Annotated in this window: 20 protein-coding genes; 11 read left to right on the forward strand and 9 right to left on the reverse strand. The window is 70.1% G+C overall.

The window, feature by feature from the left end; translation table 11 throughout:
- Window positions 1–46: 46 nt before the first annotated feature.
- Both ACZ4RZ_RS02195 and ACZ4RZ_RS02200 read left to right on the forward strand, forming a co-directional pair.
- On the forward strand, window positions 47–562 hold the full coding sequence (locus ACZ4RZ_RS02195) for a SigE family RNA polymerase sigma factor (RefSeq protein ID WP_467741148.1): 516 nt from the start codon (window positions 47–49) through the stop codon (window positions 560–562).
- 57 nt (window positions 563–619) lie between these two features.
- Window positions 620–1,882, forward strand: coding sequence for a hypothetical protein (locus tag ACZ4RZ_RS02200; protein WP_467741150.1), 1,263 nt, complete (start codon window positions 620–622; stop codon window positions 1,880–1,882).
- A 22-nt stretch (window positions 1,883–1,904) separates the two neighbouring features.
- Here ACZ4RZ_RS02200 and ACZ4RZ_RS02205 read toward each other — a convergent pair whose 3' ends face one another.
- Entirely contained in the window at window positions 1,905–3,236 is a 1,332-nt protein-coding gene (locus ACZ4RZ_RS02205; protein ID WP_467741152.1) for an Nramp family divalent metal transporter, read from the reverse strand.
- A gap of 249 nt (window positions 3,237–3,485) precedes the next feature.
- On the opposite strand from ACZ4RZ_RS02205, the gene ACZ4RZ_RS02210 reads away from it, so the two are divergent.
- Window positions 3,486–4,856, forward strand: coding sequence for a M14 family metallopeptidase (locus ACZ4RZ_RS02210; protein WP_467741154.1), 1,371 nt, complete (start codon window positions 3,486–3,488; stop codon window positions 4,854–4,856).
- Window positions 4,857–4,940: 84 nt separating this feature from the next.
- Here ACZ4RZ_RS02210 and ACZ4RZ_RS02215 read toward each other — a convergent pair whose 3' ends face one another.
- From ACZ4RZ_RS02215 to ACZ4RZ_RS02235, 5 genes are all read right to left on the reverse strand, one after another.
- Window positions 4,941–5,489 (reverse strand): hypothetical protein, encoded by a 549-nt coding sequence (locus ACZ4RZ_RS02215; protein ID WP_467741156.1) that lies wholly within the window; start codon window positions 5,487–5,489, stop codon window positions 4,941–4,943.
- A 265-nt stretch (window positions 5,490–5,754) separates the two neighbouring features.
- The gene (locus ACZ4RZ_RS02220; protein ID WP_467741935.1) at window positions 5,755–7,239 is read right to left on the reverse strand and encodes a GntP family permease; all 1,485 of its coding nucleotides are present in this window, start codon (window positions 7,237–7,239) and stop codon (window positions 5,755–5,757) included.
- Window positions 7,240–7,436: 197 nt separating this feature from the next.
- Window positions 7,437–7,847 (reverse strand): RidA family protein, encoded by a 411-nt coding sequence (locus tag ACZ4RZ_RS02225; protein ID WP_467741158.1) that lies wholly within the window; start codon window positions 7,845–7,847, stop codon window positions 7,437–7,439.
- A 9-nt stretch (window positions 7,848–7,856) separates the two neighbouring features.
- Window positions 7,857–8,615, reverse strand: a complete 759-nt coding sequence (locus ACZ4RZ_RS02230) for an IclR family transcriptional regulator (protein ID WP_467741160.1) — start codon at window positions 8,613–8,615, stop codon at window positions 7,857–7,859.
- Window positions 8,612–9,811, reverse strand: coding sequence for a sugar kinase (locus ACZ4RZ_RS02235; protein ID WP_467741937.1), 1,200 nt, complete (start codon window positions 9,809–9,811; stop codon window positions 8,612–8,614). Before ACZ4RZ_RS02235 ends, ACZ4RZ_RS02230 begins: the two co-directional genes overlap by 4 nt.
- 296 nt (window positions 9,812–10,107) lie before the next feature.
- Between ACZ4RZ_RS02235 and ACZ4RZ_RS02240 the strand changes: the two genes are divergently transcribed.
- Both ACZ4RZ_RS02240 and ACZ4RZ_RS02245 read left to right on the forward strand, forming a co-directional pair.
- Complete coding sequence (locus tag ACZ4RZ_RS02240; RefSeq protein ID WP_467741162.1) at window positions 10,108–11,385, forward strand: amino acid deaminase; 1,278 nt, start codon at window positions 10,108–10,110, stop codon at window positions 11,383–11,385.
- Window positions 11,386–11,394: 9 nt separating this feature from the next.
- The gene (locus ACZ4RZ_RS02245) at window positions 11,395–13,005 is read left to right on the forward strand and encodes an N-acyl-D-amino-acid deacylase family protein (RefSeq protein WP_467741164.1); all 1,611 of its coding nucleotides are present in this window, start codon (window positions 11,395–11,397) and stop codon (window positions 13,003–13,005) included.
- A gap of 34 nt (window positions 13,006–13,039) precedes the next feature.
- On the opposite strand, the gene ACZ4RZ_RS02250 is transcribed toward ACZ4RZ_RS02245, so the two are convergent.
- From ACZ4RZ_RS02250 to ACZ4RZ_RS02260, 3 genes are all read right to left on the reverse strand, one after another.
- Window positions 13,040–13,915 carry a S1 family peptidase gene (locus ACZ4RZ_RS02250; protein ID WP_467741165.1) on the reverse strand — a complete coding sequence of 292 codons (876 nt, stop codon included), beginning with the start codon at window positions 13,913–13,915 and terminating at the stop codon, window positions 13,040–13,042.
- A gap of 330 nt (window positions 13,916–14,245) precedes the next feature.
- The gene (locus ACZ4RZ_RS02255) at window positions 14,246–14,722 is read right to left on the reverse strand and encodes a hypothetical protein (RefSeq protein ID WP_467741167.1); all 477 of its coding nucleotides are present in this window, start codon (window positions 14,720–14,722) and stop codon (window positions 14,246–14,248) included.
- A 138-nt stretch (window positions 14,723–14,860) separates the two neighbouring features.
- Window positions 14,861–15,535, reverse strand: coding sequence for a hypothetical protein (locus tag ACZ4RZ_RS02260; protein ID WP_467741168.1), 675 nt, complete (start codon window positions 15,533–15,535; stop codon window positions 14,861–14,863).
- A 126-nt stretch (window positions 15,536–15,661) separates the two neighbouring features.
- On the opposite strand from ACZ4RZ_RS02260, the gene ACZ4RZ_RS02265 reads away from it, so the two are divergent.
- The 6 genes from ACZ4RZ_RS02265 (at window position 15,662) to ACZ4RZ_RS02290 (ending at window position 22,058) form a co-directional block, all read left to right on the forward strand.
- Complete coding sequence (locus ACZ4RZ_RS02265; RefSeq protein WP_467741170.1) at window positions 15,662–16,873, forward strand: pyridoxal phosphate-dependent aminotransferase; 1,212 nt, start codon at window positions 15,662–15,664, stop codon at window positions 16,871–16,873.
- Window positions 16,874–16,976: 103 nt separating this feature from the next.
- A complete protein-coding gene (locus ACZ4RZ_RS02270) occupies window positions 16,977–17,399 on the forward strand; it encodes an SCO4983 family protein (RefSeq protein ID WP_467741172.1) in 423 nt (140 codons plus the stop codon).
- 203 nt (window positions 17,400–17,602) lie between these two features.
- Complete coding sequence (locus tag ACZ4RZ_RS02275) at window positions 17,603–18,676, forward strand: hypothetical protein (RefSeq protein WP_467741174.1); 1,074 nt, start codon at window positions 17,603–17,605, stop codon at window positions 18,674–18,676.
- Window positions 18,677–18,689: 13 nt separating this feature from the next.
- A complete protein-coding gene (locus ACZ4RZ_RS02280) occupies window positions 18,690–19,865 on the forward strand; it encodes a toxic anion resistance protein (protein WP_467741176.1) in 1,176 nt (391 codons plus the stop codon).
- Window positions 19,862–21,466, forward strand: a complete 1,605-nt coding sequence (locus ACZ4RZ_RS02285; protein ID WP_467741178.1) for a substrate-binding and vWA domain-containing protein — start codon at window positions 19,862–19,864, stop codon at window positions 21,464–21,466. The genes ACZ4RZ_RS02280 and ACZ4RZ_RS02285 overlap by 4 nt, the downstream gene beginning before the upstream one ends.
- Complete coding sequence (locus ACZ4RZ_RS02290) at window positions 21,453–22,058, forward strand: hypothetical protein (protein ID WP_467741180.1); 606 nt, start codon at window positions 21,453–21,455, stop codon at window positions 22,056–22,058. Before ACZ4RZ_RS02285 ends, ACZ4RZ_RS02290 begins: the two co-directional genes overlap by 14 nt.
- Window positions 22,059–22,063: the final 5 nt, after the last annotated feature.

The following is a 22,063-nucleotide window of genomic DNA, read 5'->3' on the forward strand; positions in this document are numbered from 1 at the left end:
CGCATCAATGGAGTGAGGACGGTGGCGACTACCGGGGGGAAAGCGCATGAGACAGGTCGGTGCGGACGACTACGCGGAGTTCGCGGCGGCCCGGGCGGGGCATCTGTACCGGTCGGCGTGTCTGCTCACCGGCGGTGACACGCATCTCGCCGAGGACCTCGTGCAGGAGGCGCTCGGCCGGATGTACGTCAGCTGGGGGCGGGTGTCCCGGAGCGAGAATCCGGCGGCGTACGCGCAGACCGTCCTGACGCGTACGTTCCTCGCCCACCGGCGGCTGCGCAGCAGCGGGGAGCGCACGACCGACGTGGTCCCGGACGTCCCGGACCCGGGCACCGCCGACGGTGACACGCCGCTGCGGCTCACCCTGGTCGAGGCGCTGCGCCGGCTGCCCCCGAAGGACCGGGCCGTGGTGGTCCTGCGCTACTGGGAGGACCGCAGCATCGAGGAGACCGCCGACGCGATGCACACCAGCTCGGCCGCCGTACGCACCCGCTGCGTCCGCGCCCTGGCCAAGCTGCGGGCCCTGCTGGGCGACAGCCTCAACGAGCACGCGACACCCTGACCGCCCTCTGCTCTCGCCTCTCTCTCACTCACTTCTCTTCAGAAACGGTGGTTCCCCATGCATGCCGAAAACTCCCCCGTCGAAGACCCTTTCGAGGACCGGCTCGGCGAGGCCCTGCGCCACGCGGGCGACACCTTCGACACCGACCGGCGGGCCCTGGCCGCCGCCGGGCATACGCGCGGGCGCAGGCTGCGACTGCGGCGCCGCATCGCGATCACCGGGAGCGTGGCCGGTCTCGCACTCGTGGGGGTGGGCGGGGCGCTGCTGATGCCGGGGGCGGACGCCGGACAGCCGCAGCAGTCGGCCGCGAGCCCGTCGAAGGTGCGGACGGGCAGCCAGGCGAGTGAGGTGTCGGGAGCCGAGTTGCTCCGGACGCTCGAAGGGCTGCTCCCGTCGGGCAAGTTCAGCGGAGAGCAGGCACGCTCCACCAGCCATGTCCTCGGCCCGACCGCCCATGTCGTGTACGACGACGGTGACGGAAAGGCGGCCGTCGAGGTCGGGCTGGGTCGCATCGACCCGGGGAGCCAGATGGCCCGGGAGTCGACCACGTGCCCGGACAAGAACCTGGTGTCCTACGACGCCTGCACGGCAAGCAAGCTGGCCGACGGCTCCGCCCTCATGATCTTCCAGGGGTACGAGTACCCGGACCGCCGCGCGGACACGAAGAACTGGTACGCGCAGCTCGTCACCCCGAAGGGCCAGCAGATCAGCGTGTACGAGTGGAACGCGCCGGCCGAGAAGGACGCTCCCGTCAGCAGGGCCAATCCGCCGCTGTCGCCGGCGCAGTTGAAGAAGGTCGTCACGTCCACGGCGTGGCGTACCGCCGTCGACGCCATCCCGAAGAAGGCGAAGGGGAAGGAGACGGCGCCGTCGACGGCCCCGCGGCCCTCGGCCGACGGCAAGGCGGTCGCGTCCACCCTCGTCTCACTCCTCCCCAAGGACGTCGAGGTGAAGGCGAAGGGCGGCCAGGAGAGCGAGTACGCCTACGTGATCGCCGACGACGGCAAGGGCAGGAGCCTCGTCCAGATCAATGTGCAGGCCGACATGTCCGACGTCGAGGGCCAGCTCTTCGGCTCCGACGCCGAGACCCTGCCCGACGGCACGAAGGTCACCACGCGCAAGGCGGCCGGTGAGAAGGGCGGCAAGGGGGTCGTGATGTGGACCGCCGACACCATCAGGACCGACGGCATGCGCGTGGTCGTCAGCGCGTTCAACTCCGGGAATCAGGAGAGCGCCGCGACCCGCGCCACCCCCGCGCTGACCATGAAGGAGCTGAGGACGATCGCCCTCAGCCCGAAGTGGCGCGAGCTGCTCAAGTAACCCGTACGGAAGCAGGCGGGCGCTAGAAGAACTCCGACCACGGCTGGTCCCAGATCTGCTTCACGCACAGGATCAGGAACAGGAGTCCGGCGAGGGCCAGCATGGAGTTGCTCAGTGCGCCGTTGCGCCATTCGCCGGGCGTGCGGGAGGAGTTGAGGAGCCAGATCAGGGTGAGGGCCAGGAAGGGGAGGAAGGCCGCGCCCAGGACGCCGTACAGGATGATCAGGCGGAAGGGCTGGCCCTGGAACAGCAGCACGATGGGCGGGAAGGTCAGCCAGAGCAGATACGCGCGAAACGGCCACGACCTCTCCCGCTCGCCGGAGGCGACCTCCTCCCCGGTCGTCGCCGCGCCCTTGCGGTAGCGCACCACGAAGTCCGCGAACATCAGGCTCACGCCGTGCCAGACGCCGATCAGCGAGGTGAAGGAGGTCGCGAAGAAACCGATCAGGAAGAACTTGGCGGTGGCCGTGCCGTACTCCGCCTCCAGGATGTCACCGAGCTGGATCAGGCCCTTGTCACCGTTCGCGATGGCCACGTTCGCGGAGTGCAGGAGCTCCGCGCCGACGAAGAGCATCGCGACGACGAAGATGCCGGTGGTGGCGTACGCGACCCGGTTGTCGAGCCGCATCACCTTCATCCAGCCGGTGTTCGTCCAGCCCTTGGCGTTGACCCAATAGCCGTACGCCGCCAGGGTGATGGTGCCGCCGACCCCGCCGATCAGACCGAGCGTGTTGAGGATCGAGTCCTTCTCGTCCGGCAGGACGGGGAGCAGCCCCGCGAAGGCGTCGCCGAGGTTGGGGGTGACGCGGATCGCCAGGTAGACGGTGACCACGAACATCACGCCCACCAGCACCGTCATGACCTTCTCGAAGACCTCGTACTTGTTGAACCAGACGAAGACGAGGCCGACGAGCCCGCAGATGACCGCCCACGGCTTGATCGACCAGTCGGCCGGGAAGACGCCGGGGAACAGCGCCTGCAGCGGCAGCGCGCTCGACGACATCGCCGCCGCGCCGTAGACGAAGCCCCAGACGACCGCGTAGACGACGAAGAAGTACGTCGTCCACCGGCCCAGGCTCGCCCAGCCGTCGAAGAGGGTGCGCCCGGTGGACAGATGCCAGCGTCCGGCCGCCTCCGCCAGCGAGATCTTGACCATGCAGCCGATCACGGCGGCCCAGAGCAGGGTGTAGCCGAAGTTGCTGCCCGCGATGAGCGTCGCGACGAGGTCCCCGGCGCCGACGCCGGTCGCGGCGACGACGATGCCGGGGCCGATGTATTTCCAACTGGACTTGCGGGGACCGGAGATGGCCTCACCCGACGCTGACTTCCCGGACTTCCCAGCGGTCTCCGTCATGCGATTCAAGAAATCGTAAAGGGGGCGGGGGCACAAGGGAGCGCGCGGGGATCACCACGCGACGCACACATGGTCAGGCCGATTTTCGGCCGATTCCCGCCCTGGCCTCTTTGTCGTCCCTTGACCTGCTCATGCCATGGCCTCACGATGAGCGCCACACCCGCATCAGGCACGTCGCCATGAACCACCCCCCGCTCCACTCCCCACATTCCGGAGATCCCGGAATTCCTGGAGAAACAAGGAGACTTCATGCGACTTCGCATACGCGGCAGCGGCAGTCCCGACGGCAACAGCAGAAGCGGACGGCGCACCGCCGCCCTCGCCGTGCTCGCGGCCCTCGCCCTCGCGGCACCCCTCACCGCCACCGCCACCGACGCCACGGCGAGCGCCACGAAGGCACCGGCGCCCTCGTCCGACGACATCCGCCAGTACGAGATCCACCAGAGCACGACTCCCGTGACCCGTACGGCGATCCAGCAGGCCGGCGTGACCGTGGACGAGGCCGACGAGGAGACCGTCGTCGTCTCGGGCCGCGCGGACCAGATCAAGAAGCTGCGCCGACTCGGCTACCAGGTCTCCCTGCTGGGCTCGGCGCCGAACCGTTCGAACGGCGCCGACGACGTACGGATCCTCGACTTCCCCTCGGCGGACTCGAAGTACCACAACTACGCCGAGATGAACACGGAGATCGACCAGCGGCTGGCGGCGTACCCGAGCATCATGAGCAAGAAGGTGATCGGCAAGTCGTACCAGGGCCGGGACATCGTCGCCATCAAGGTCAGCGACAACGTGGCGACCGACGAGAACGAGCCCGAGGTCCTCTTCACCTTCCACCAGCACGCCCGCGAGCACCTGACGGTGGAGATGGCGCTGTACCTGCTGCGCGAGCTCGGCGCGGGCTACGGAAGCGACTCCCGCGTCACCAACATGGTGAACAACCGCGAGATCTGGATCGTCCCGGACCTCAACCCCGACGGCGGCGAGTACGACATCGCCACCGGCTCGTACCGCTCCTGGCGCAAGAACCGCCAGCCCAACTCCGGTTCGTCGTACGTCGGCACGGACCTGAACCGCAACTGGAACTACAAGTGGGGCTGCTGCGGCGGCTCTTCGGGGTCGAAGTCGTCCGAGACCTACCGGGGCGCGTCCGCCGAGTCGGCGCCCGAGGTGAAGGTCGTCGCCGACTTCGTACGCGGCCGGATCGTCGGCGGCAAGCAGCAGATCACCGCCGGGATCGACTTCCACACCTACAGCGAGCTGGTGCTGTGGCCGTTCGGCTACACCTACTCGAACACCACCACCGGCATGACGGCGGACGACTACAACGCCTTCAGGACCGTCGGCGAGAAGATGGCCGCCAGCAACGGCTACACGCCCGAGCAGTCCAGCGACCTGTACATCACGGACGGCTCGATCGACGACTATCTCTGGGGCACCCAGAAGATCTTCAGCTACACCTTCGAGATGTATCCGACGTCCAGCTCCGGCGGGGGCTTCTACCCGCCCGACGAGGTCATCGAGCGGGAGACGTCACGCAACCGGGACGCGGTGCTGCAACTGCTGGAGAACGCGGACTGCATGTACCGGTCCATCGGCAAGGAGGCGCAGTACTGCTCGTGACGAGCGCATGGCCCGTCACGAGCCGATGAGGCACTCGGGGAACTGCGGGCCGGCCGCGGCTGGTCACGCAGTTCCCCGCGCCTCTTACGGGGCGCTTTCCTCGGCCGGGTCCTCTTCGTCCGCGCCCTCTTCGAAGTACGCGTCCAGCACCTCGTCCAGCGCGGCCTCCCACTCCTTGTGCTGGGACTTGGCCTTGGCCTCGATCTCGACCGGGTACCAGCGCCGGTCCGGTGTGTGCACCGTGACGGTGAACCGCTTGCCGAAGCGCGGCGCCTCCGTCTCGACGGCGCCGATCTCGTCCCAGCGGAACTCGCACTCCTGGTCGTCCAGGCGGAGTCGTAGGCCGCGGTGGTCGGCCGTGATCGAGGCACGCCGGTCGGACGCCTCGAAGACGGGGCCGTCGGGGTCCGCCTCCTCGGCGGCCTCGTCCGTGACCTCGTCGGAGGCCGCCTCTTCGGTCGCGGTCTCCTCGGTCGCGGTCTCGGCCGTCGTGGCCTCCTCGGTCGCGGTCTCCTCGACCGCGTCCTCCGGCTCCGCCGGGGCTGGTGACGTGAGCCCGGGGATGTACGCCGGATCGACCGCGGCGGCGGGGACGTCCACGGGATGGCTGCTCGAACCTATGCGCTGCTCCACAGCGGGCAGTATGGTCGAAGATCCTGTGTCGGGAACAGTCGCCCCCCACGCCTCGTCGGACTCAATCGGGCGCAGGGGACGCACAGATACCGTCCGATGACCGCCCCGGTCCCCATTTGTCCGGGTGGTAGCCGAGCGCCCAGTGCGCGCTCGACGGTGTACGGACCGATGGGTGCGGCGGCCACCCTCGACTCCCCCTGCCCTGCCCGCGGAAGGTCACAGAACTGCCGATCGGGCCTGAGAGGGGGAGCGGAGAGAGGGGGACCTAGACGAAGAGGCTCAGCACCGCCGCGACCGCGAAGCCCGCCACCGACAGCACCGTCTCCAGGACGGTCCAGGACTTGAGGGTGTCGCGCTCGGAGATGCCGAAGTACTTGGCGACCATCCAGAAGCCGCCGTCGTTGACGTGGGAGGCGAAGATGGAGCCCGCCGAGATCGCCATGATGACGAGGGCGACGAAGGCCTGGGAGTGGTGGCCCTCGGCGAGCAGGGGCGCCACGATGCCGGCCGTGGTGACGATCGCGACCGTCGCCGAGCCCTGGGCCACCCGCAGGACCACGGAGATCAGGTAGGAGAGGACGATCACCGGGAGGCCGACGTCGTTGAAGGTGTCGGAGAGGGCCTGCGCGACACCGCTCGCCTTCAGCACGGCGCCGAAGATGCCGCCCGCGCCGACCACGAGCAGGATGTTGCCGACCGGCTTCAGGGACGAAGTCGACACCGTCTCGAGGGACTTGCGGGACCAGCCGCGGCGGATGCCGAGGAGGTAGTACGCGAGAAGCAGCGCGATCGTGAGGGCGACGAAGGGGCTGCCGAAGAACTCGATGACCGAGCGGCCGGTGGAGGGGTCGAGGGCGATCGAGGAGAACGTGGCCGCGAGGATCAGCACCAGCGGCGTACCGATGATGCCGAGGACCGTGCCGAGCGGCACCGGCTTCTCACGCGGTTCGACGCCGGCCGCACGCTGTTCCTCGATGACGGCCAGCTTGGCCTCCGCCGCCGCCTCGACCATGTCCTGCGGCACGGCGACGAAGATCCGCTTGCCGATCCAGGCGGAGAAGACCCAGGCGGCGAGCACGGCGGGGATGCCGCAGACGATGCCCATGAGGATGACCCAGCCGAGCTGGACGTGGAGGAGACCGGCCGCCGCCACCGGGCCGGGGTGCGGGGGCAGGAACGCGTGGGTCATCGACAGGCCGGCCAGCAGCGGCATGCAGTAGAGCAGGATCGACTTGCCGGAGCGCTTGGCGGCGGCGTACACGATCGGCGCGAGGACGAAGATGCCGACGTCGAAGAAGACCGGGATACCGAAGATCAGGCCGGTGAGGCCCATCGCCAGCGGCGCCCGCTTCTCGCCGAAGAGGTTGAGCAGCCGGGACGCCAACACCTCGGCGCCGCCGCTGACTTCGAGGATCGCGCCGAGCATGGTGCCAAGGCCGATGATGATCGCGACATGGCCGAGGATGCCGCCCATGCCGGACTCGATGACGGAGACGGCCGTGGACCGCTGGACCGTGCCGAAGAGCTCGGTGACCGAGAGTCCGGCCGCGAGGCCGACGGCTATGGAGACGGCGAGCAGGGCGACGAACGGCTGGAGTCTGGCCTTGATGATCAGGACCAGGAGGAGGGCGATACCGAGGGCCGCGACCGTGAGCAGGCCTGCGGTGCCATCGACGAGGAGGAGCAGGCCACCGGTGTGGGGTGGGGTCTCGGGGGCGGCTGGGGCTGTCGCTGCGAGCGGATACGACAACAAGGGGGACGGCATGGAGGGCCTCTGTTCCGTAAGTGCATGGGGCTTTCAGGGCAGGGGGTATCGCGGTGCGGCGCCCCGGGATGACGGGCGCCGCACCGTGACGACGTACGGAGTGCGGGAGTTGCGGGAGGAGCGCCGGCTCAGGAGTGACGAGCGTCAGCTCACGAATGCCGACCGCCGGCTCACGAGTGACGTCAGCCGAGTACGGCCAGTACGTCGATCTCGATGAGGAGTCCGGCCGGCAGGCCGACGTAGACCGTCGTGCGGGCGGCGGGGGGCGCGGTGAGGTCCTGCTCCTCGAAGTAGGCGTTGTAGATCTGGTTCATCTCGGCGAAGTGGTCGACGTCCGTGAGGTAGACGCGGATCATCATCGCGTCGTCCCAGCTCGCACCGCCCTCTTCGAGGATCGCCCGGACGTTGGCGAGCGTCTGGAGGGTCTGCTCGCGCAGGGTCGGGCCTGCGGGCGTCGGGGGCTTGCCCTCCTCGGCCGGCAGGAAGCCGACCTGTCCGGCGACCTGGAGGATGTTCCCCTTCTTCACGCCGTGCGAGAACTTGGCGGGCGGGCTGGTGTGGGTCTTGGGGGTGAGGGCGATCTTGTCTGTCATACGGGGTCCTTAGCTGGGGTCCTTCGGCGGCTTTCCTGAGTAGTCGCGGCTGATGGCGTCGGCGGTACGGCGCACCAGCGGGAGCAGTGTGAGGAGTTCGTCGGCGGTGACGACGACGTTGGGCGCGGAGACCGACATCGCGGCGGCGACACGCCCGTCGGCGCCGCGGATGGGGGCCCCGACGCAGTTGATGGACTCCTCGTGGCCACCGAGATCGGTGGCCCAGCCCTGTTCGCGCACCGTCGCCAGCTCCTTGAGGAAGGCCGGGGCGTTGGGGATCGAACGGGCCGTGTACATGGGGTAGTCGAGCTTCTCCGCGAGGACGCGGCGCTCGGCCTCGGGAAGGTCGGCGAGCAGCAGCTTCGCGACGGCGGCGACGGTGATGGCGACCGGCTTGCCGATCCGCGAGTACATGCGCACGGGATAGCGGCTCTCCACCTTGTCGATGTAGAGGACCTCGTTCTCCTCGTACACCGCGAGGTGGACGGTGTGCCCGCACTGCTCGTTGAGGCGTACGAGGTGGGGGTGGGCGATCTCCCGGATGTCCAGGTTCTCGACGGCCTCCTGGGCGAGCGCGAAGAGACGGGCGCCGAGGCGGTAGCGCTGGTCGGACTGGCGATAGACCAGACCGTGCTCGTGGAGCGTGCGCAGGAGGCGGAGCGCCGTGGACTTGTGGACGCCGAGGCGGTCGGCAACCTGCCCGAGGTCGGCGGGCCCCTCGGCGAGCAGCGGCAGGATGCTCAGCGCTCGGTCGACGGTCTGGCTCATGGGGTACGTACCTCCTCCTCGGCCCGATCGACGGCTTGGTCGACGGCTTCGGTCCAGCCGGGGCCGAGTCGAAGTGTCTCCCACGCGCCGTCGTCCAGAGCGGCCAGCCGGTCGGCGTGGACCCGGCCGGGAGGCGCGGCGAGGTCGCCGGGCACGGTGAGCGCGGCGGCGGCCATGAGGTGACCGTGCCGCAGCCGGTCCTTGGCCGGGAGTCCTCGCAGCGTGGCGGAGAGGAACCCGGCGGCGAAGGCGTCCCCGGCGCCGACGGGGGCGACGACGTCGACGTGGAGGGAGGGGACGAAGGTGACGGTGTCGCGGGTGGGTGCGGCGTCGGTGAGAGGCCTGCGGGTTGTCGCCCCCTCCCTTCCCGTACCTGGGGCCCGCGGCGGAGCCGCTGGTGGATGCAGCGCCCCCGGGCCCCCGTATCGCGCTTCGCGCTCGTCCTCGAACTCCCCCGAGTTCTCGGCTTCGCTCGAACAGGGGGGACCCCCATGACGGGCTGAGAGCGGCTCCTCGGCTCGCTCGAAGAGCGTTGCGCCGCGTGCCCCCTGCTTGACGACCAGGGCCCGGGGTTCGGGCAGCGCCGCACGAATCGCCGACGCGCCGCCGGTGATGCCCCACGCGGCCTCGGCCTCGTCCTCGCCGACGAAGACGAGGTCGCCGCCACGGGCAAGCTCCATGAGGACAGCGCCCGGGTCCTGGCCGTTCCAGAGGGTCACCCGGTGGTTCACGTCGAACGAGACGAGAGGGCGGCCGGGGCCGGGAGCGACCAGCGTCCGCAGCAGGGCCAGGCAGTCGTCGGACAGGGCGGCGGTGATGCCGGACAGGTGCAGCACGCGGCCCGAACGGACGGCGGTCAGGTCCACGTTCTCCGCCGCCATCGCGGATGCGGCGGATCCGGCCCGGTAGTACGCGACCTCGTGGGCGTCGGTCGCCCGGTCCCCCGCCGTACGGAAGTAGATGCCCGTGGGACGTGCGGCATCCCGCGGTACGGCGCTCACGTCGACCCCGTACGAGCCGATGCGCTCGACCAGATGCTGTCCGAAGCCGTCGGCGCCCACCCGGCTGACCCACCTCGTGGTGTGCCCGGCGCGAGCCAGCACGCACGCCACGTTCGACTCCGCGCCCCCGATCCCCCGCTCGAACGACGGCACGTCGGCGAGGCGTCCCGGGCGGGAGGGCAGGAACGTGACCATGGACTCGCCGAGTGCGACAACATCGACGCGGCCGACGAGGCCGACGAGGCCGACGAGACCGACGGCATCGGCGGCGTCGGGCGCGGCACCTGCGGGTCCGTTGGGGGGCACGATGACTGGGGCTCCTCGCTCTAGCGGCCAAAGGCGCTCCGTGCACCGTTGACCCTGCGTTGGCTGGGATGTTAGACAGCAGTAAGCGGCATACGCAATGACCGTTGCACATGATGCAACATGCCCCCGAGACCCCCGCACCGCATCCGCGGCGCACCGCACCTCACCTCGTCAAAGGAGGCCCCATGGGCGCCGAGACCGCCGCAGCACAACTGGCCGCACTCACGGCGGACCGCGTCGACCACCGCTTCAAGGGCCTCCCCCCGGACGCCGCGGGCCTGACCGTCGGCGAACTGGCCGCCCAGCGCCGCAACCTCTTCACGGACGGCTTCACCACCCCCGTCCTCGCCCTCTCCGCCGAGCGCCTGACGCACAACCTCGAACTCATGGAGACGTACGCGGCCCGCCACGGCCTCGCCTTCGCCCCGCACGGCAAGACCTCGATGGCCCCCCAGCTGTTCTGGAAGCAGATCGAGCACGGCGCCTGGGGCATCACGCTCGCGGTGCCCCACCAGGTGCGCGTGGCGAGGGAGTTCGGGATCGACCGGATCTTCCTCGCGAACGAGCTCGTCGACGCGGCCGCGCTGCGCTGGATCGCCGCCGAGCTGGCCGAGGACGCGGACTTCCGCTTCATCTGTTACGTCGACTCCGTACGCGGCGTCGAGCTGATGGACGCGGCGCTGCGCGGGACGCCCCGCCCCCTCGACGTCGTCGTGGAACTGGCCGCCGGCGAGGGCGCGCGCACCGGCGTCCGTACGGAGGTGGAGTGCGCGGCGGTCGCCGACGCGGTGGCCTCGACGGCGACACTCCGCCTGGTCGGCGTGGCGGGCTACGAGGGCGAGGTCCCGCTGGCGGACCCCGAGCGCGTGCACGCCTGGCTGCACCGGCTGACCGCGCTGGCGGCGGACTTCGACAAGGCGGACCGGTTCGCGGGCCTCGACGAGATCGTCGTCAGCGCCGGCGGCAGCGCCTGGTTCGACGCGGTGGCCGATGTCTTCGCGCAGATCCCCGAGCTCTCCCTCCCCGTCCTGAAGTTGCTGCGCTCCGGCGCGTACGTCTCGCACGACGACGGGCATTACCGCAAAATCACCCCCTTCACCCGCATCCCGCAGGAGGGCGCCCTGCACCCCGCCTTCCGCCTCTGGTCCCAGGTCGTCTCCCGCCCCTCCCCCGACCAGGCCTTCACCAATGCCGGCAAGCGGGACGCGGCGTACGACCTGGACCTCCCCTTCGCCCAGGTCCTCCGCCGGGACGGCGCCGAGTGCCCCGCCACCGGCATCACGGTCACCGGCCTCTCCGACCAGCACAGCTGGCTCCGTACGACCCCGGAGGCGGACCTCCAGGTCGGCGACTGGCTCGGCATGGGCCTCTCCCACCCCTGTACGTCCTTCGACAAGTGGCAGCTGATTCCGCTGGTGGAGGCGGACGGAACGGTCGTCGACTACGTCCGCACGTTCTTCTAGGAGACCCCTGTGATGGATCTCGTCATCCGCGACGCGGAGGTCGTCGACGGCACCGGTGCCCCCTCGTACCGCGCCGACGTGGGCATCGAGGGCGGCATGGTCACCACCGTGGTCAAGGAGGCCGCGGCGGCGGGCTGTCTGCGCCCGGTCGCCCGCCGCGTCCTGGACGCCGAAGGCCTGGCGCTCGCGCCCGGTTTCATCGACATGCACGCGCACAGCGACCTCGCGCTGCTCCGGGACCCGGACCACAGCGCGAAGGCGGCGCAGGGCGTGACCCTGGAGGTCATCGGCCAGGACGGCCTGTCGTACGCGCCGGTGGACGACCGCACGCTCGCCGAGGTCCGCCGCGCGATCACCGGCTGGAACGGGTACGGCGACGACATCGACTTCGACTGGCGGTCGGTCGGCGAGTATCTGGACCGACTGGATCGCGGAATCGCCGTGAACGCGGCGTACCTCATCCCGCAGGGCACCGTCCGTATGCTCGCCGTCGGCTGGGAGGACCGCGCGGCCACGCCCCAAGAGCTGGACCGGATGCGGCAGTTGGTCGCCGAGGGGATGGCACAGGGCGCAGTCGGCATGTCCTCCGGGCTGACGTACACACCCGGGATGTACGCCAAGGGCGCCGAGCTCACCGAGCTGTGCCGGGTGGTCGCCGAGTACGGCGGCTACTACTGCCCGCACCACCGCTCGTACGGGGCGGGCGCCCTGGAGGCGTACGCGGAGATGGTGGCCCTCACCCGCGAGGCCGGCTGCCCGCTCCACCTTGCGCACGCCACCATGAACTTCGGCGTGAACAAGGGGAGGGCCCCGGACCTGCTCGCCCTGCTGGACAAGGCGCTGGCGCAGGGCGCGGACATCAGCCTGGACACATACCCCTACACCCCGGGCTGTACGACGCTCGTCGCCATGCTGCCCAGCTGGGCGAGCGAGGGCGGCCCGGAGGCGGTCCTCGCGCGGCTGGCGGACGAGGACACCGCCGAACGGATCCGCCACCACATGGAGGTCGTCGGCGCCGACGGCTGCCACGGTGTGCCCATCGAGTGGGACACGATCGAGATCTCGGGAGTGAACGACCCGGCGCTCGCGCCCTACGTCGGCAGGACGGTCCGGCAGTCCGCGGACCAGCGCGGCGAGGCCCCCTGGGTGACCGCCCGCCGTCTTCTGCTCGATGACCGGCTCGGCTCGACGATTCTCCAGCACGTCGGCCACGAGGAGAACGTCCAGGCGATCATGCGGCATCGCGTGCACACGGGCGGCTCGGACGGCATCCTGCGGGGCGACAAACCGCACCCGCGCGCGTACGGCACCTTCCCGCAGTATCTCGGGCGGTACGTGCGGGAGTTGGGCGTCCTCTCACTGGAGGAGTGCGTCGCCCATCTCACCGGCCGCCCCGCCGCCCGCCTGCGCCTGCCCGACCGCGGGCTGGTCCGCGAGGGATACCGCGCCGACCTGGTCCTGTTCGACCCGGCCACGGTCGCGGCGGGCTCGACCTTCGAGGAACCCCGCACGCCGCCGACGGGCATCCCGCACGTCCTCATCGACGGCCGCTTCGTGATCGAGGACGGGCGCAGGACGGACGTACTGGCGGGACGGGCGGTCCGCCGTACTCCCCGGTGACCGCCCGCCTCCACCTTCTTACGGCCTTACGGCCTTACGGCTTGGGCAGGGTGCACCCGGTGCGGCTCAGGTCGAGCTTGTTGTCGAGACCGAAGCAGGGGACGATCTGGTACGTCTCCTCGGCGTAGTTGATGCCCTGACGGACGGTCACATTGCCGTTCGCGTCGACCTCGCACGGGTTGTTCTCGGTGCAGCGCTCGCCGTCTTCGTTGCCGGTGTTGTTGACGGCGACGACCTTGCCGGTGGCGTTGTCGATGACCGGCGAGCCCGAGGTGCCGCCGATGGTCTGGCAGGCGGAGGTGTAGCGGACCGAGTCCTTCCAGGTCCAGTCGCCTTCCTTGAGGCGGTAGACGAAGCCGTCGATGTTGCAGGCGTAGGTCCGCTTCCAGTAGCCGGAGACGACCGTGATGGCCGTACCCGCGACCGGGTGCGTGTCCTGAACCGTGAGCGCGCTGATGCCGTACGAGCTCTTGATCTGCGCGTAGGTGGTGGTGAGCTGGTAGATCGTGACGTCGGTGTCCGTCATCGTCGAGTACGCGACCTTGCTCGCGCGCAGCGTCCCGACCCTCGTGGCCGAGGAGTTGAGCAGCCCGAAGCTACGGCTGGACGCCTGGTCGACGATGACCTCGCCGGGCTCCGGGAAGCCGGTCTCCAGGCAGTGGCCGTTGGTGAGCACCAGCGCCGGGTCGTTGTCCTCGGAGTTCGGGAAGCGGATGACGGAGCCCGAGCAGTTGCTGAGCGAGACGGTGCCGGCGAAGTTGACGGCCTGGATCGCGGGTGCGGCCGTGCGCTTCGTGGTCGCGCCGTCCGTGGTCACGCCGTCCGTGGTCACGGGCGCCGCGACCGCGGGCGCCACGCCTGCCCCGGCGATCACCAGGGCGAAGAGCGCGGCAACGAGAGGCTTTCTCATGTGGGGGTCCCCTCTTGCGACTTGGGTGACCGAAGAATTTCCGGTCACCTGTTGATTTGTCATGCGCATTGTGAGGGGAGAGGGGTTGGGGGGCAAGGAGTTGTTTTTGGCCTACGGGTCGGCTGGTTCGAGTGCCGCGTCCGACGTATTGGAAGAGCATCGGCACGGACGTGGCGACCCAGGCACCGAGTTCCTGGGACCGGGCCTCGCGGTTCGGGGTGATGCGGCTGGTGAAGAACACGGCGGGCCCCTTGTCGCGCTCGCGGTCGCGCCAGTCCTGCAGATCGGTGAGCCCCGCGTCACGGTCGAGTCCACGCTGCACGTCGGAGATCAGCAGGTCGATGCGGGTGACGCCGAGAACGTGCTCCGCCCGCTCCCGGCCGATGGCCAGCCAGACCTTCGCCCCCTGGGACTCCAGACGCTCGACGAACTCGGCGTTCCGGTCTGGGTGGTCGTCGATCCACAGCACGTGCTCCCGGCGTACGAGGGGACGGCAGAGCCGGGAGTCCTGGCCGCCGGGGGCTCCTCGGAGCGCGCTACGGCGATTCCGGGGACGCCTTGCTGCAACCGCCCCACCAGATCGTCCAATTCCGCCGGCACGACCAGTTCGTCGACGAGGGCCACGAAGTTCTGATCGCGCGCCAGCTCCGGAAAACCGGTGGGCACATACCCCTCCAGCTCGGCGAGCCGCGTACCCCAGACCCCGGGAAGTTCCCGATCCGGCGCGTCCAGGTCGTACGCGGCCAGGCAGTTCGCCGTGGCTTCCCAGGTCCCGTCCGCGGGCCGGACGGACGGTCGGTTCAGCACCTGCCGCGCCGTGCGGTAACGGAGGAACTCGTTCCCGCGCCGCGGCCCCTGGCCGTCGACGCCGGCTGGGGCACGGGCAGCGAGAAGTCCATGCCCTGCCTCCCCCTCACGGCGGGGCCAACCTACTGGCATCGGCGGCTACTTGGGCCGCTTCGTGGCTCCTTGGCCGTGACCGTTGGAGTTGCCTGGGCCCCCCTGGGTCGTGGACGTGGCGGTGGCGGTCGCCGAAGCCGAGGACGCCGGGTCCGTCGAGGCGCTCACGGACGGGGACGCGCCCGGGGAGGCGGCGCCCGCGCTCCCGGAGGCCCCGGGCGACGCGGTGGGTGACGGGCCTGCCGAGGAGGTTCCCGCGGTCGTGGCGGAGCCCTCCGTGGGTGCGGCGGCCCCCGTGGCAAGTCTCGGGGGCGAGGCCGTCCGCCCGGTCGTACCGTCCCGCCCCTTGGACGATCCGGACGGCCCGGAGTCGAAGGCTCCCGAGATCACGAGGGCGAGGAGGACGACGCAGACCGCCCCGCCGGCCACGGACAGCCGGCGCAGCAGCCGGGTACGGCGCCGGCGCAGCAGCCGGTCGCGGCGGCCGGACGGGGCACCCGGCGGATCACCGGGAACGGCGCCCTGGACGAGCGTGTCGTCCCCGTCCCCGTACGCCTCCCGCAGGGCGGCGTCACCGTCACCGCCCTCCTCGTACCCCTTACGCCAGCCATGCGCCTCGGCCGGGTCCGTGTACGCCTCATAGGCCGGGGGCGCCTCGCCGTCGCTCTGCGGGAGGTACACCCTCGGCGCGGCTTCGGGTTCGCCGGACTGCCAGGACATGGGCGCGCATTGTAGGGACCGCAAGGGCTTACGGTGTAGCGAGCGGACAAAGATGACCAAACCGTCACGTCTCACGTGGTGAAAAACACGCCCCGCGGAGCGTTACGCGGCCGTAAGCTCACGGACATGCAGGTGATCCAGTCCACGAAGCTCGCCAACGTCTGCTACGAGATCCGGGGTCCGGTTCTTGAGGAGGCGATGCGGCTCGAAGCTGCCGGTCACCGCATCCTCAAGCTCAACACGGGAAACCCGGCGGCGTTCGGTTTCGAGTGCCCGCCCGAGATCCTGGAGGACATCCTCCGCAATGTCTCGTCGGCCCACGGCTACGGCGACGCGAAGGGCCTGCTCGCGGCGCGCCGGGCGGTGGTCATGCACAACCAGACCCTTGGCATCGAGACGGACGTCGAGCACGTCTTCATCGGCAACGGCGTCTCCGAGCTGATCGTGATGGCGATGCAGGGCCTGCTGGACGACGGCGACGAGGTGCTCGTACCGGCGCCGGACTACCCCCTGTGGACGGCGGCGGTGTCGCTGTCCGGCGGCACGGCGGTCCACTACCGCTGCGACGAGCAGTCGGACTGGATGCCCGATCTCGCCGACATCGAACGCAAGGTCACGGACCGCACCAAGGCGATCGTCATCATCAACCCGAACAACCCGACGGGTGCGGTGTACGACGAGGCGATGATCCGGGGCCTGACGGACATCGCCCGGCGCCACAACCTTCTCGTCTGCTCCGACGAGATCTACGACAAGATCCTTTACGACGGTGCCACGCACACGGCGACCGCCGCGATCGCCCCGGACCTGCTCACGCTCACCTTCAACGGCATGTCGAAGGCGTACCGGGTGGCGGGCTACCGGGTGGGCTGGATGTCGATCTCGGGCCCGCGCGCGCACGCGGACTCGTACATCGAGGGGCTGACGATCCTCGCGAACATGCGCCTGTGCGCGAACATGCCCGGTCAGCACGGTGTGGTCGCCGCGCTGAGCGGACGCCAGACGATCAACGACCTGGTGCTGCCCGGCGGGCGGCTGAAGGAACAGCGGGATGTCGCCTACGAGTTGCTGACGCAGATCCCGGGCGTGAGCTGTGTGAAGCCGAAGGGGGCGCTGTACCTCTTCCCGCGCCTCGATCCGAAGGTCTTCAAGATCAAGGACGACCGGCAGATGGTCCTCGACCTGCTGCGCCGCGAGAAGATCATGGTCGTCCAGGGGACGGGCTTCAATTGGCCCGAGTCGGACCACTTCCGGGTGGTCACGCTGCCGACGGTCGGGGATCTGACCGACGCGGTGACCCGGATCGGGAACTTCCTGGACGGCTACGGCCAGCCGTGACGCTCACGCTGTGTGCGCAGCGCGACGAGTTCTGCGACCGGGCTCAACTTTAGACGAAATCTAAGCTAGGATGGCTTCCTGTCAGAGCACAGGAGGCCATCCCATGTACGAACCGATCCGCACCAAGTCGGTCCACACGATGGCCGGCACCGCCCCCTCCGACTTCCCCCACCGGTCGCGCGAGGAGGAGCTGGACATCCAGCTCGCCGGTCACCTCGCGGCACTGCTCGCGATGACGGACGAGATCCGCGGACTCGCGCCGTCCGCCGACCTGGACGCCGCCGCCGAGCGGCTCGCCGAGCAGGTGGCGCGACTGCGGGGAGGGTCGGCACCCGTACGTTCCACGGTGGCCGCCGCCATCCATGAACCCGGCGTCGCGGCGCTCCACCAGCGGGCGCACGCCCTCGCCGGACGCGCCCTGGTCGTCGCGGCATCGCGCGCCGACACCGCCGCCGCGATCCTGGCGGCCGAGCGCATGGACGCCCACGCATCCGCCGCCGACCCCCGCGAACTCGCGTCCCACTGAGCCCCCCCCCCGGCTCCCTTCGGACGGCCCCGGTCCGCGTGTACCCGCAGCGACGCGCGGACCGGGTTGCCACAGCACCGCCTTCGCAGCGGCACCCCGCGAAGTGACACCCCCGGTTCCGGTTGCCTACCGGGACCCGGTGGTCACCCCGTGTTCATCCCCCGAGACGGGGAACGTTGGATTCCGAGGTGCACTCTCCAGGCGTGAGACGTATCGCAGGGATCGTCCTGGCGGTACTGCTGATCGGCGGAGTGGTAGCAGCCGTCGTCGCGGGCCGCAATGGTCAGGACAAGGGCACGGCAACGAAGACCGTGCAGGGAGTGATCGGTTCGGAGAAGGCGGAGTTCTTCGCCGATCCCGACGTGGTGAAGGCCCTCGCTGCCAAGGGCTACACCGTGAAGACGGAGACTTCCGGGTCCTGGGCCATGGAAGGGCTCGACCTCAAGGGGTACGACTTCGCCTTCCCGTCCAGCCAGGCGCCGGCCGACGAGCTCGCCGACAAGTACCACGTACGGCAGCCCCTCCCCCGGCCCTTCTACTCGCCCCTAGTCGTGGTGGCCCATCGCAGCGCGGCCCAAGTACTCGCCGCAGGCGGACTCGCCACCCTCGACAAGAACACCGGCACCCTCAAGATGGCCGCCTACCTCGACGCGGCCGAGCACGACCGGACGTGGCAGCAGCTCAAGGGGGCCAAGGCGCACGGGGAGTTGACCGGCACGCTCTACATCACCACCACCGACCCCGAGACCTCCAACTCCGGCGCCCTCTACCTCGCCGCCGCCTCGTACGTCGCCGACGGCGGACGCGTGGCCGCCGACACCGCTGCCGTCGGGCGCACCGCGCCCCTGATGCACAAGCTGATCAGCGTCCAGGGCGCCCAACAGTCCAGCACGGACGCGGCGTTCAGGGACTTCATCAGCGGCGCGGGCAACCCGCTCGTCCTCGTGTACGAGTCGCAGGTCGCCGCGCTGCTCGCCGAGGGCCAGGACGTCGGCGACCTCACCGTCCTCTACCCGGACACCACGGCGAACAGCGACCACACCGTCGTACCGCTCACGCCGCAGGGCCGCGCGCTGGGTGAACTCCTCAGCAGCGACCCGACCTTGCGCAAGCTCGCCGTCCGGCACGGGTTCCGGCCGCAGGGCGCGACCGCCGAGTTCACGGCGGCGACCGCGAGCCACACCGCGTATCTCAACCAGAAGCTGACCGGCGTCCGGCAGGCGCCCGTGCCCGCCTCCAAGGTGCTGCACGAGATGGCGCGCCGGGCCGGGAACTAGGGGGAACCGACACATGACAACCGAACAGAACGAGTTGACCCTCACACCGCCCGAGGCCGTCGCGCCCGTGCCCCGTGAGAAGGCCGGCGGGCTCGTCCCCGTCGACCCGTCCGTGCGGGACGAGATGGCGCGGCGCGCCGCCGAGTACGTCGGCGGGCTCGCCGCCCTCGACGCCCGCTCGCCCGAATTCGCCGGCAAGGTCGGTGAGATCGCGGGCCTGGGCGCCGGCGAGATGCGGGGCGCCGCCGCGCAGTCCAACCGGATGCTGGAGCGCACCCTGCGCAGTCTGCCGGGCAAGGGCGAGGACGCCCAGTCGCATGTCGCGGGCTCGCTCGTCGAACTCCGCCGCGTGGTCGAGGACCTGGACCCGCGCGACCTGCCCGCGAGCAAGGGCAGGAAGTTCCTGTCCCGGCTCCCGGGCGGCAACAAGCTGCGCGACCACGTCGCCAAGTACGCCTCCGCGCAGGGCACGTTGAACAAGATCGTGGGCTCCCTGCGCGGCGGCCAGGACGAGCTGCGCCGTGACAACGCGGCGCTGCAGACCGAGCGCGTCCGGCTCTGGGAGACGATGGGCAAGCTCCAGGAGTACGTCGTCCTGACCCAGGCGCTCGACACGGCGGTCGAGGAGCACATCGCCGGCGTGGAGACCCAGGACCCGACGCAGGCCGACACCCTCCGCTCCGACGTCCTCTTCCCCGTCCGCCAGAAGCACCAGGACCTGCTCACCCAGCTCGCCGTCTGCGCCCAGGGCTACCTGGCCATGGACGTGGTCAGGCGCAACAACGACGAGCTCATCAAGGGCGTCGACCGTGCGGCCACCACCACCGTCTCGGCCCTGCGCATCTCCGTGATGCTGGCCTCCGCGCTCGACAACCAGCGCAAGGTCGTCGATCAGGTCAACGCCCTGCGCGGCACGACGGAGGACCTCATCCGCGGCAACGCCGAGATGCTCGCGACCCAGAGCGGCGAGATCCAGCGCATCGCCGCCGACCCGGCCGTCGGCGCGGAAACCCTCCGCACCGCCTTCCAGCAGATCTACCGCACCCTCGACGCGATCGACACCTACAAGGTCCAGGCGACCGAGGCGATGGCGACGACGGTGGAGTCCCTGACCTCGGAACTCCAGCACGCGAGCGCCTACTTGGAGCGCAGCCGCTCACAGGGTGCGCTGGAAGGAGGGCTCGCATGAGAGAGGGGAATTCATCACCCCCGGAGCATGGGGGCAGTCGTTCCGCAGGACGGAGACGGGCACACGCGGCCCACGGCGCGGCAGCCGCCGTCGCACTGGCGTTGGTGACGGCGGGATGCACATCATCCGCAGAGGACCCCGCCCGGGCCGACAAGCCCGAACCCGGCACCCTCCGCATCCTCGCCTCCAGCGAGCTCAGCGACATGAAGCCGATCCTCGACCGGATCCACAAGGACACCGGCATCACGGTCAAGCCCACCTACATGGGCACCCTCGCCGCCGTGGACCTGCTCGCGCAGGGCAAGGCGGACAGCTCTTACGACGCCCTCTGGCTGTCCTCCAACGACTACCTGCACCTTCGCCCGGACGCGGCGAAGAAGGTCGTCTCGGAGACCCCGGTCATGTCGAGCCCCGTGGCCATCGGCGTCAAGCCGGCGACCGTGAACGCGCTCGGCTGGAAGCCGGACGACGTCACCTGGTCCCAGGTGGAGAAGGCGGTGACGGACGGAAAGCTGACGTATGGCATGACCGACCCCGCCCGGTCCAACTCCGGTTTCTCCACGCTGATCTCGGTCGCCTCGGGCCTCTCCGGCGCCCAGTCGGCGCTCACGGACGCGGACGTGGACAAGGCGACCCCGAAACTGCGGGAGTTCTTCAAGGGGCAGAAGCTGACCTCGGGTTCCTCGGGCTGGCTGGCGACGGCCTACGAGCGTCGAGGCACGGTGGACGCGCTGCTCAACTATGAGTCGGTCCTCAAGGGAATCAAGGGCCTGACCGTCATACGGCCGCGCGACGGAGTGGTGACCGCCGACTACCCGCTCTCCTCCCTGGCCGCGTCCAGCAAGGACACCCGCGAGACCGTCCGCCGCCTCACCGAGGCCCTGCGGACACCGAAGGTGCAAGGCGAGATCACCCGTGACACGCATCGCCGTCCGGTCGTCGCCTCCGTGCCTCCGGCCGCGGGCCTCGACACGGGAAGGCGCCGCGAACTCCCCTTCCCCGGCAGCCGATCCGTCGCCGACCGGCTCCTCGACTCGTACGAGAACAAGCTCCGCCGGCCGTCCAGGACCGTATACGTTCTCGACACCTCGGGCTCGATGGGCGGCAACCGGCTCGCCCGGCTGAAGAAGGCGCTCACCGATCTGACGGGCGACTTCCGCGACCGCGAGGAGGTGACGCTGATGCCGTTCGGGTCGAAGGTCAAGAGCGTCCGCACGCATGTGGTGCGGCCCGAGGACCCGAAGGCCGGGCTCGACGGGATCCGCAAGGACACCCGCTCGCTCAGCGCCGAGGGCGACACCGCGATCTACACGTCGCTGGAGAAGGCGTACGAGCATCTGGGCGCCGGCGACGACACGTTCACGTCGATCGTGCTGATGACGGACGGCGAGAACACGACGGGCGCGAGCCCCGGCCACTTCGACGACTTCTATGCCGGGCTGCCGGGCGGCCGGCGGGAGATCCCCGTCTTCCCGATCCTGTTCGGCGACTCCGACCGCGGCGAGCTCCAGCACATCGCCGACCTGACCGGCGGCCGCCTCTTCGATGCCCAAAAGGGCTCGCTCGACGGCGCCTTCGAGGAGATCCGTGGCTACCAATAAGCTTGTCGGCTTCCTTGAGTCCCGCAAGAACCTCACCGGCAGCGCCTGCGGGCTCGTCGGCCTGGCGCTGACCTTCACCGGGGTCGCGGGCCCGTACTGGCCCGTCGTCGTCGCCGGTCTGTACGGCGCGGGCGCCCTGATCGCCCCGCCGGAGCGCCCGCCGCTCCCGGACTTCCCGGACCCGTCGGCCCAACTCGACGAGTTGCGCGGCGACTTCGGCAAGCTGCGGGAGTATCTGGATGGGGTCGAGCTGCCACCCGCCGCGGCCGGCCGGCTCACCGAGCTGACCGAACTCCTGGCCGCGCTGCTGGACCCCGGCTGGGTCGCCGAGGTGCTCGCCCAGGACCCGGAGGGCGTGCACATACTGTCCCGTGCCGTGCGGCAGGACATCCCCGAGGCCGTCGACACCTTCGTACGGACTCGGTGGTGGACCCGGCTGACCCCCGGCAGCGAACCGCCGGAGCGCCATCTGGAGCGCCAACTCACCCTGCTGTACGAGGAGTCGGACCGGCTGGCGGCCTCGCTACGGGAGACCGAGGCGCGGCGGCAGGAGTCGCACACGCGCTATCTGGAGGACCGGGGGCGCTCGTAGCCCCG

This window comes from Streptomyces sp. NPDC027189, assembly GCF_055566975.1.

Excerpts from the sequence above, each read along its gene's own strand:
- ACZ4RZ_RS02195 (WP_467741148.1), top strand. The coding sequence starts at position 47 with ATGAGACAGGTCGGTGCGGACGACTACGCGGAGTTCGCGGCGGCCCGG.
- ACZ4RZ_RS02200 (WP_467741150.1), top strand. The coding sequence starts at position 620 with ATGCATGCCGAAAACTCCCCCGTCGAAGACCCTTTCGAGGACCGGCTC.
- ACZ4RZ_RS02205 (WP_467741152.1), bottom strand. The coding sequence starts at position 3,236 with ATGACGGAGACCGCTGGGAAGTCCGGGAAGTCAGCGTCGGGTGAGGCC.
- ACZ4RZ_RS02210 (WP_467741154.1), top strand. The coding sequence starts at position 3,486 with ATGCGACTTCGCATACGCGGCAGCGGCAGTCCCGACGGCAACAGCAGA.
- ACZ4RZ_RS02225 (WP_467741158.1), bottom strand. The coding sequence starts at position 7,847 with ATGACAGACAAGATCGCCCTCACCCCCAAGACCCACACCAGCCCGCCC.
- ACZ4RZ_RS02230 (WP_467741160.1), bottom strand. The coding sequence starts at position 8,615 with ATGAGCCAGACCGTCGACCGAGCGCTGAGCATCCTGCCGCTGCTCGCC.
- ACZ4RZ_RS02235 (WP_467741937.1), bottom strand. The coding sequence starts at position 9,811 with ATGGTCACGTTCCTGCCCTCCCGCCCGGGACGCCTCGCCGACGTGCCG.
- ACZ4RZ_RS02240 (WP_467741162.1), top strand. The coding sequence starts at position 10,108 with ATGGGCGCCGAGACCGCCGCAGCACAACTGGCCGCACTCACGGCGGAC.
- ACZ4RZ_RS02250 (WP_467741165.1), bottom strand. The coding sequence starts at position 13,915 with ATGAGAAAGCCTCTCGTTGCCGCGCTCTTCGCCCTGGTGATCGCCGGG.
- ACZ4RZ_RS02260 (WP_467741168.1), bottom strand. The coding sequence starts at position 15,535 with ATGTCCTGGCAGTCCGGCGAACCCGAAGCCGCGCCGAGGGTGTACCTC.
- ACZ4RZ_RS02265 (WP_467741170.1), top strand. The coding sequence starts at position 15,662 with ATGCAGGTGATCCAGTCCACGAAGCTCGCCAACGTCTGCTACGAGATC.
- ACZ4RZ_RS02270 (WP_467741172.1), top strand. The coding sequence starts at position 16,977 with ATGTACGAACCGATCCGCACCAAGTCGGTCCACACGATGGCCGGCACC.
- ACZ4RZ_RS02280 (WP_467741176.1), top strand. The coding sequence starts at position 18,690 with ATGACAACCGAACAGAACGAGTTGACCCTCACACCGCCCGAGGCCGTC.
- ACZ4RZ_RS02285 (WP_467741178.1), top strand. The coding sequence starts at position 19,862 with ATGAGAGAGGGGAATTCATCACCCCCGGAGCATGGGGGCAGTCGTTCC.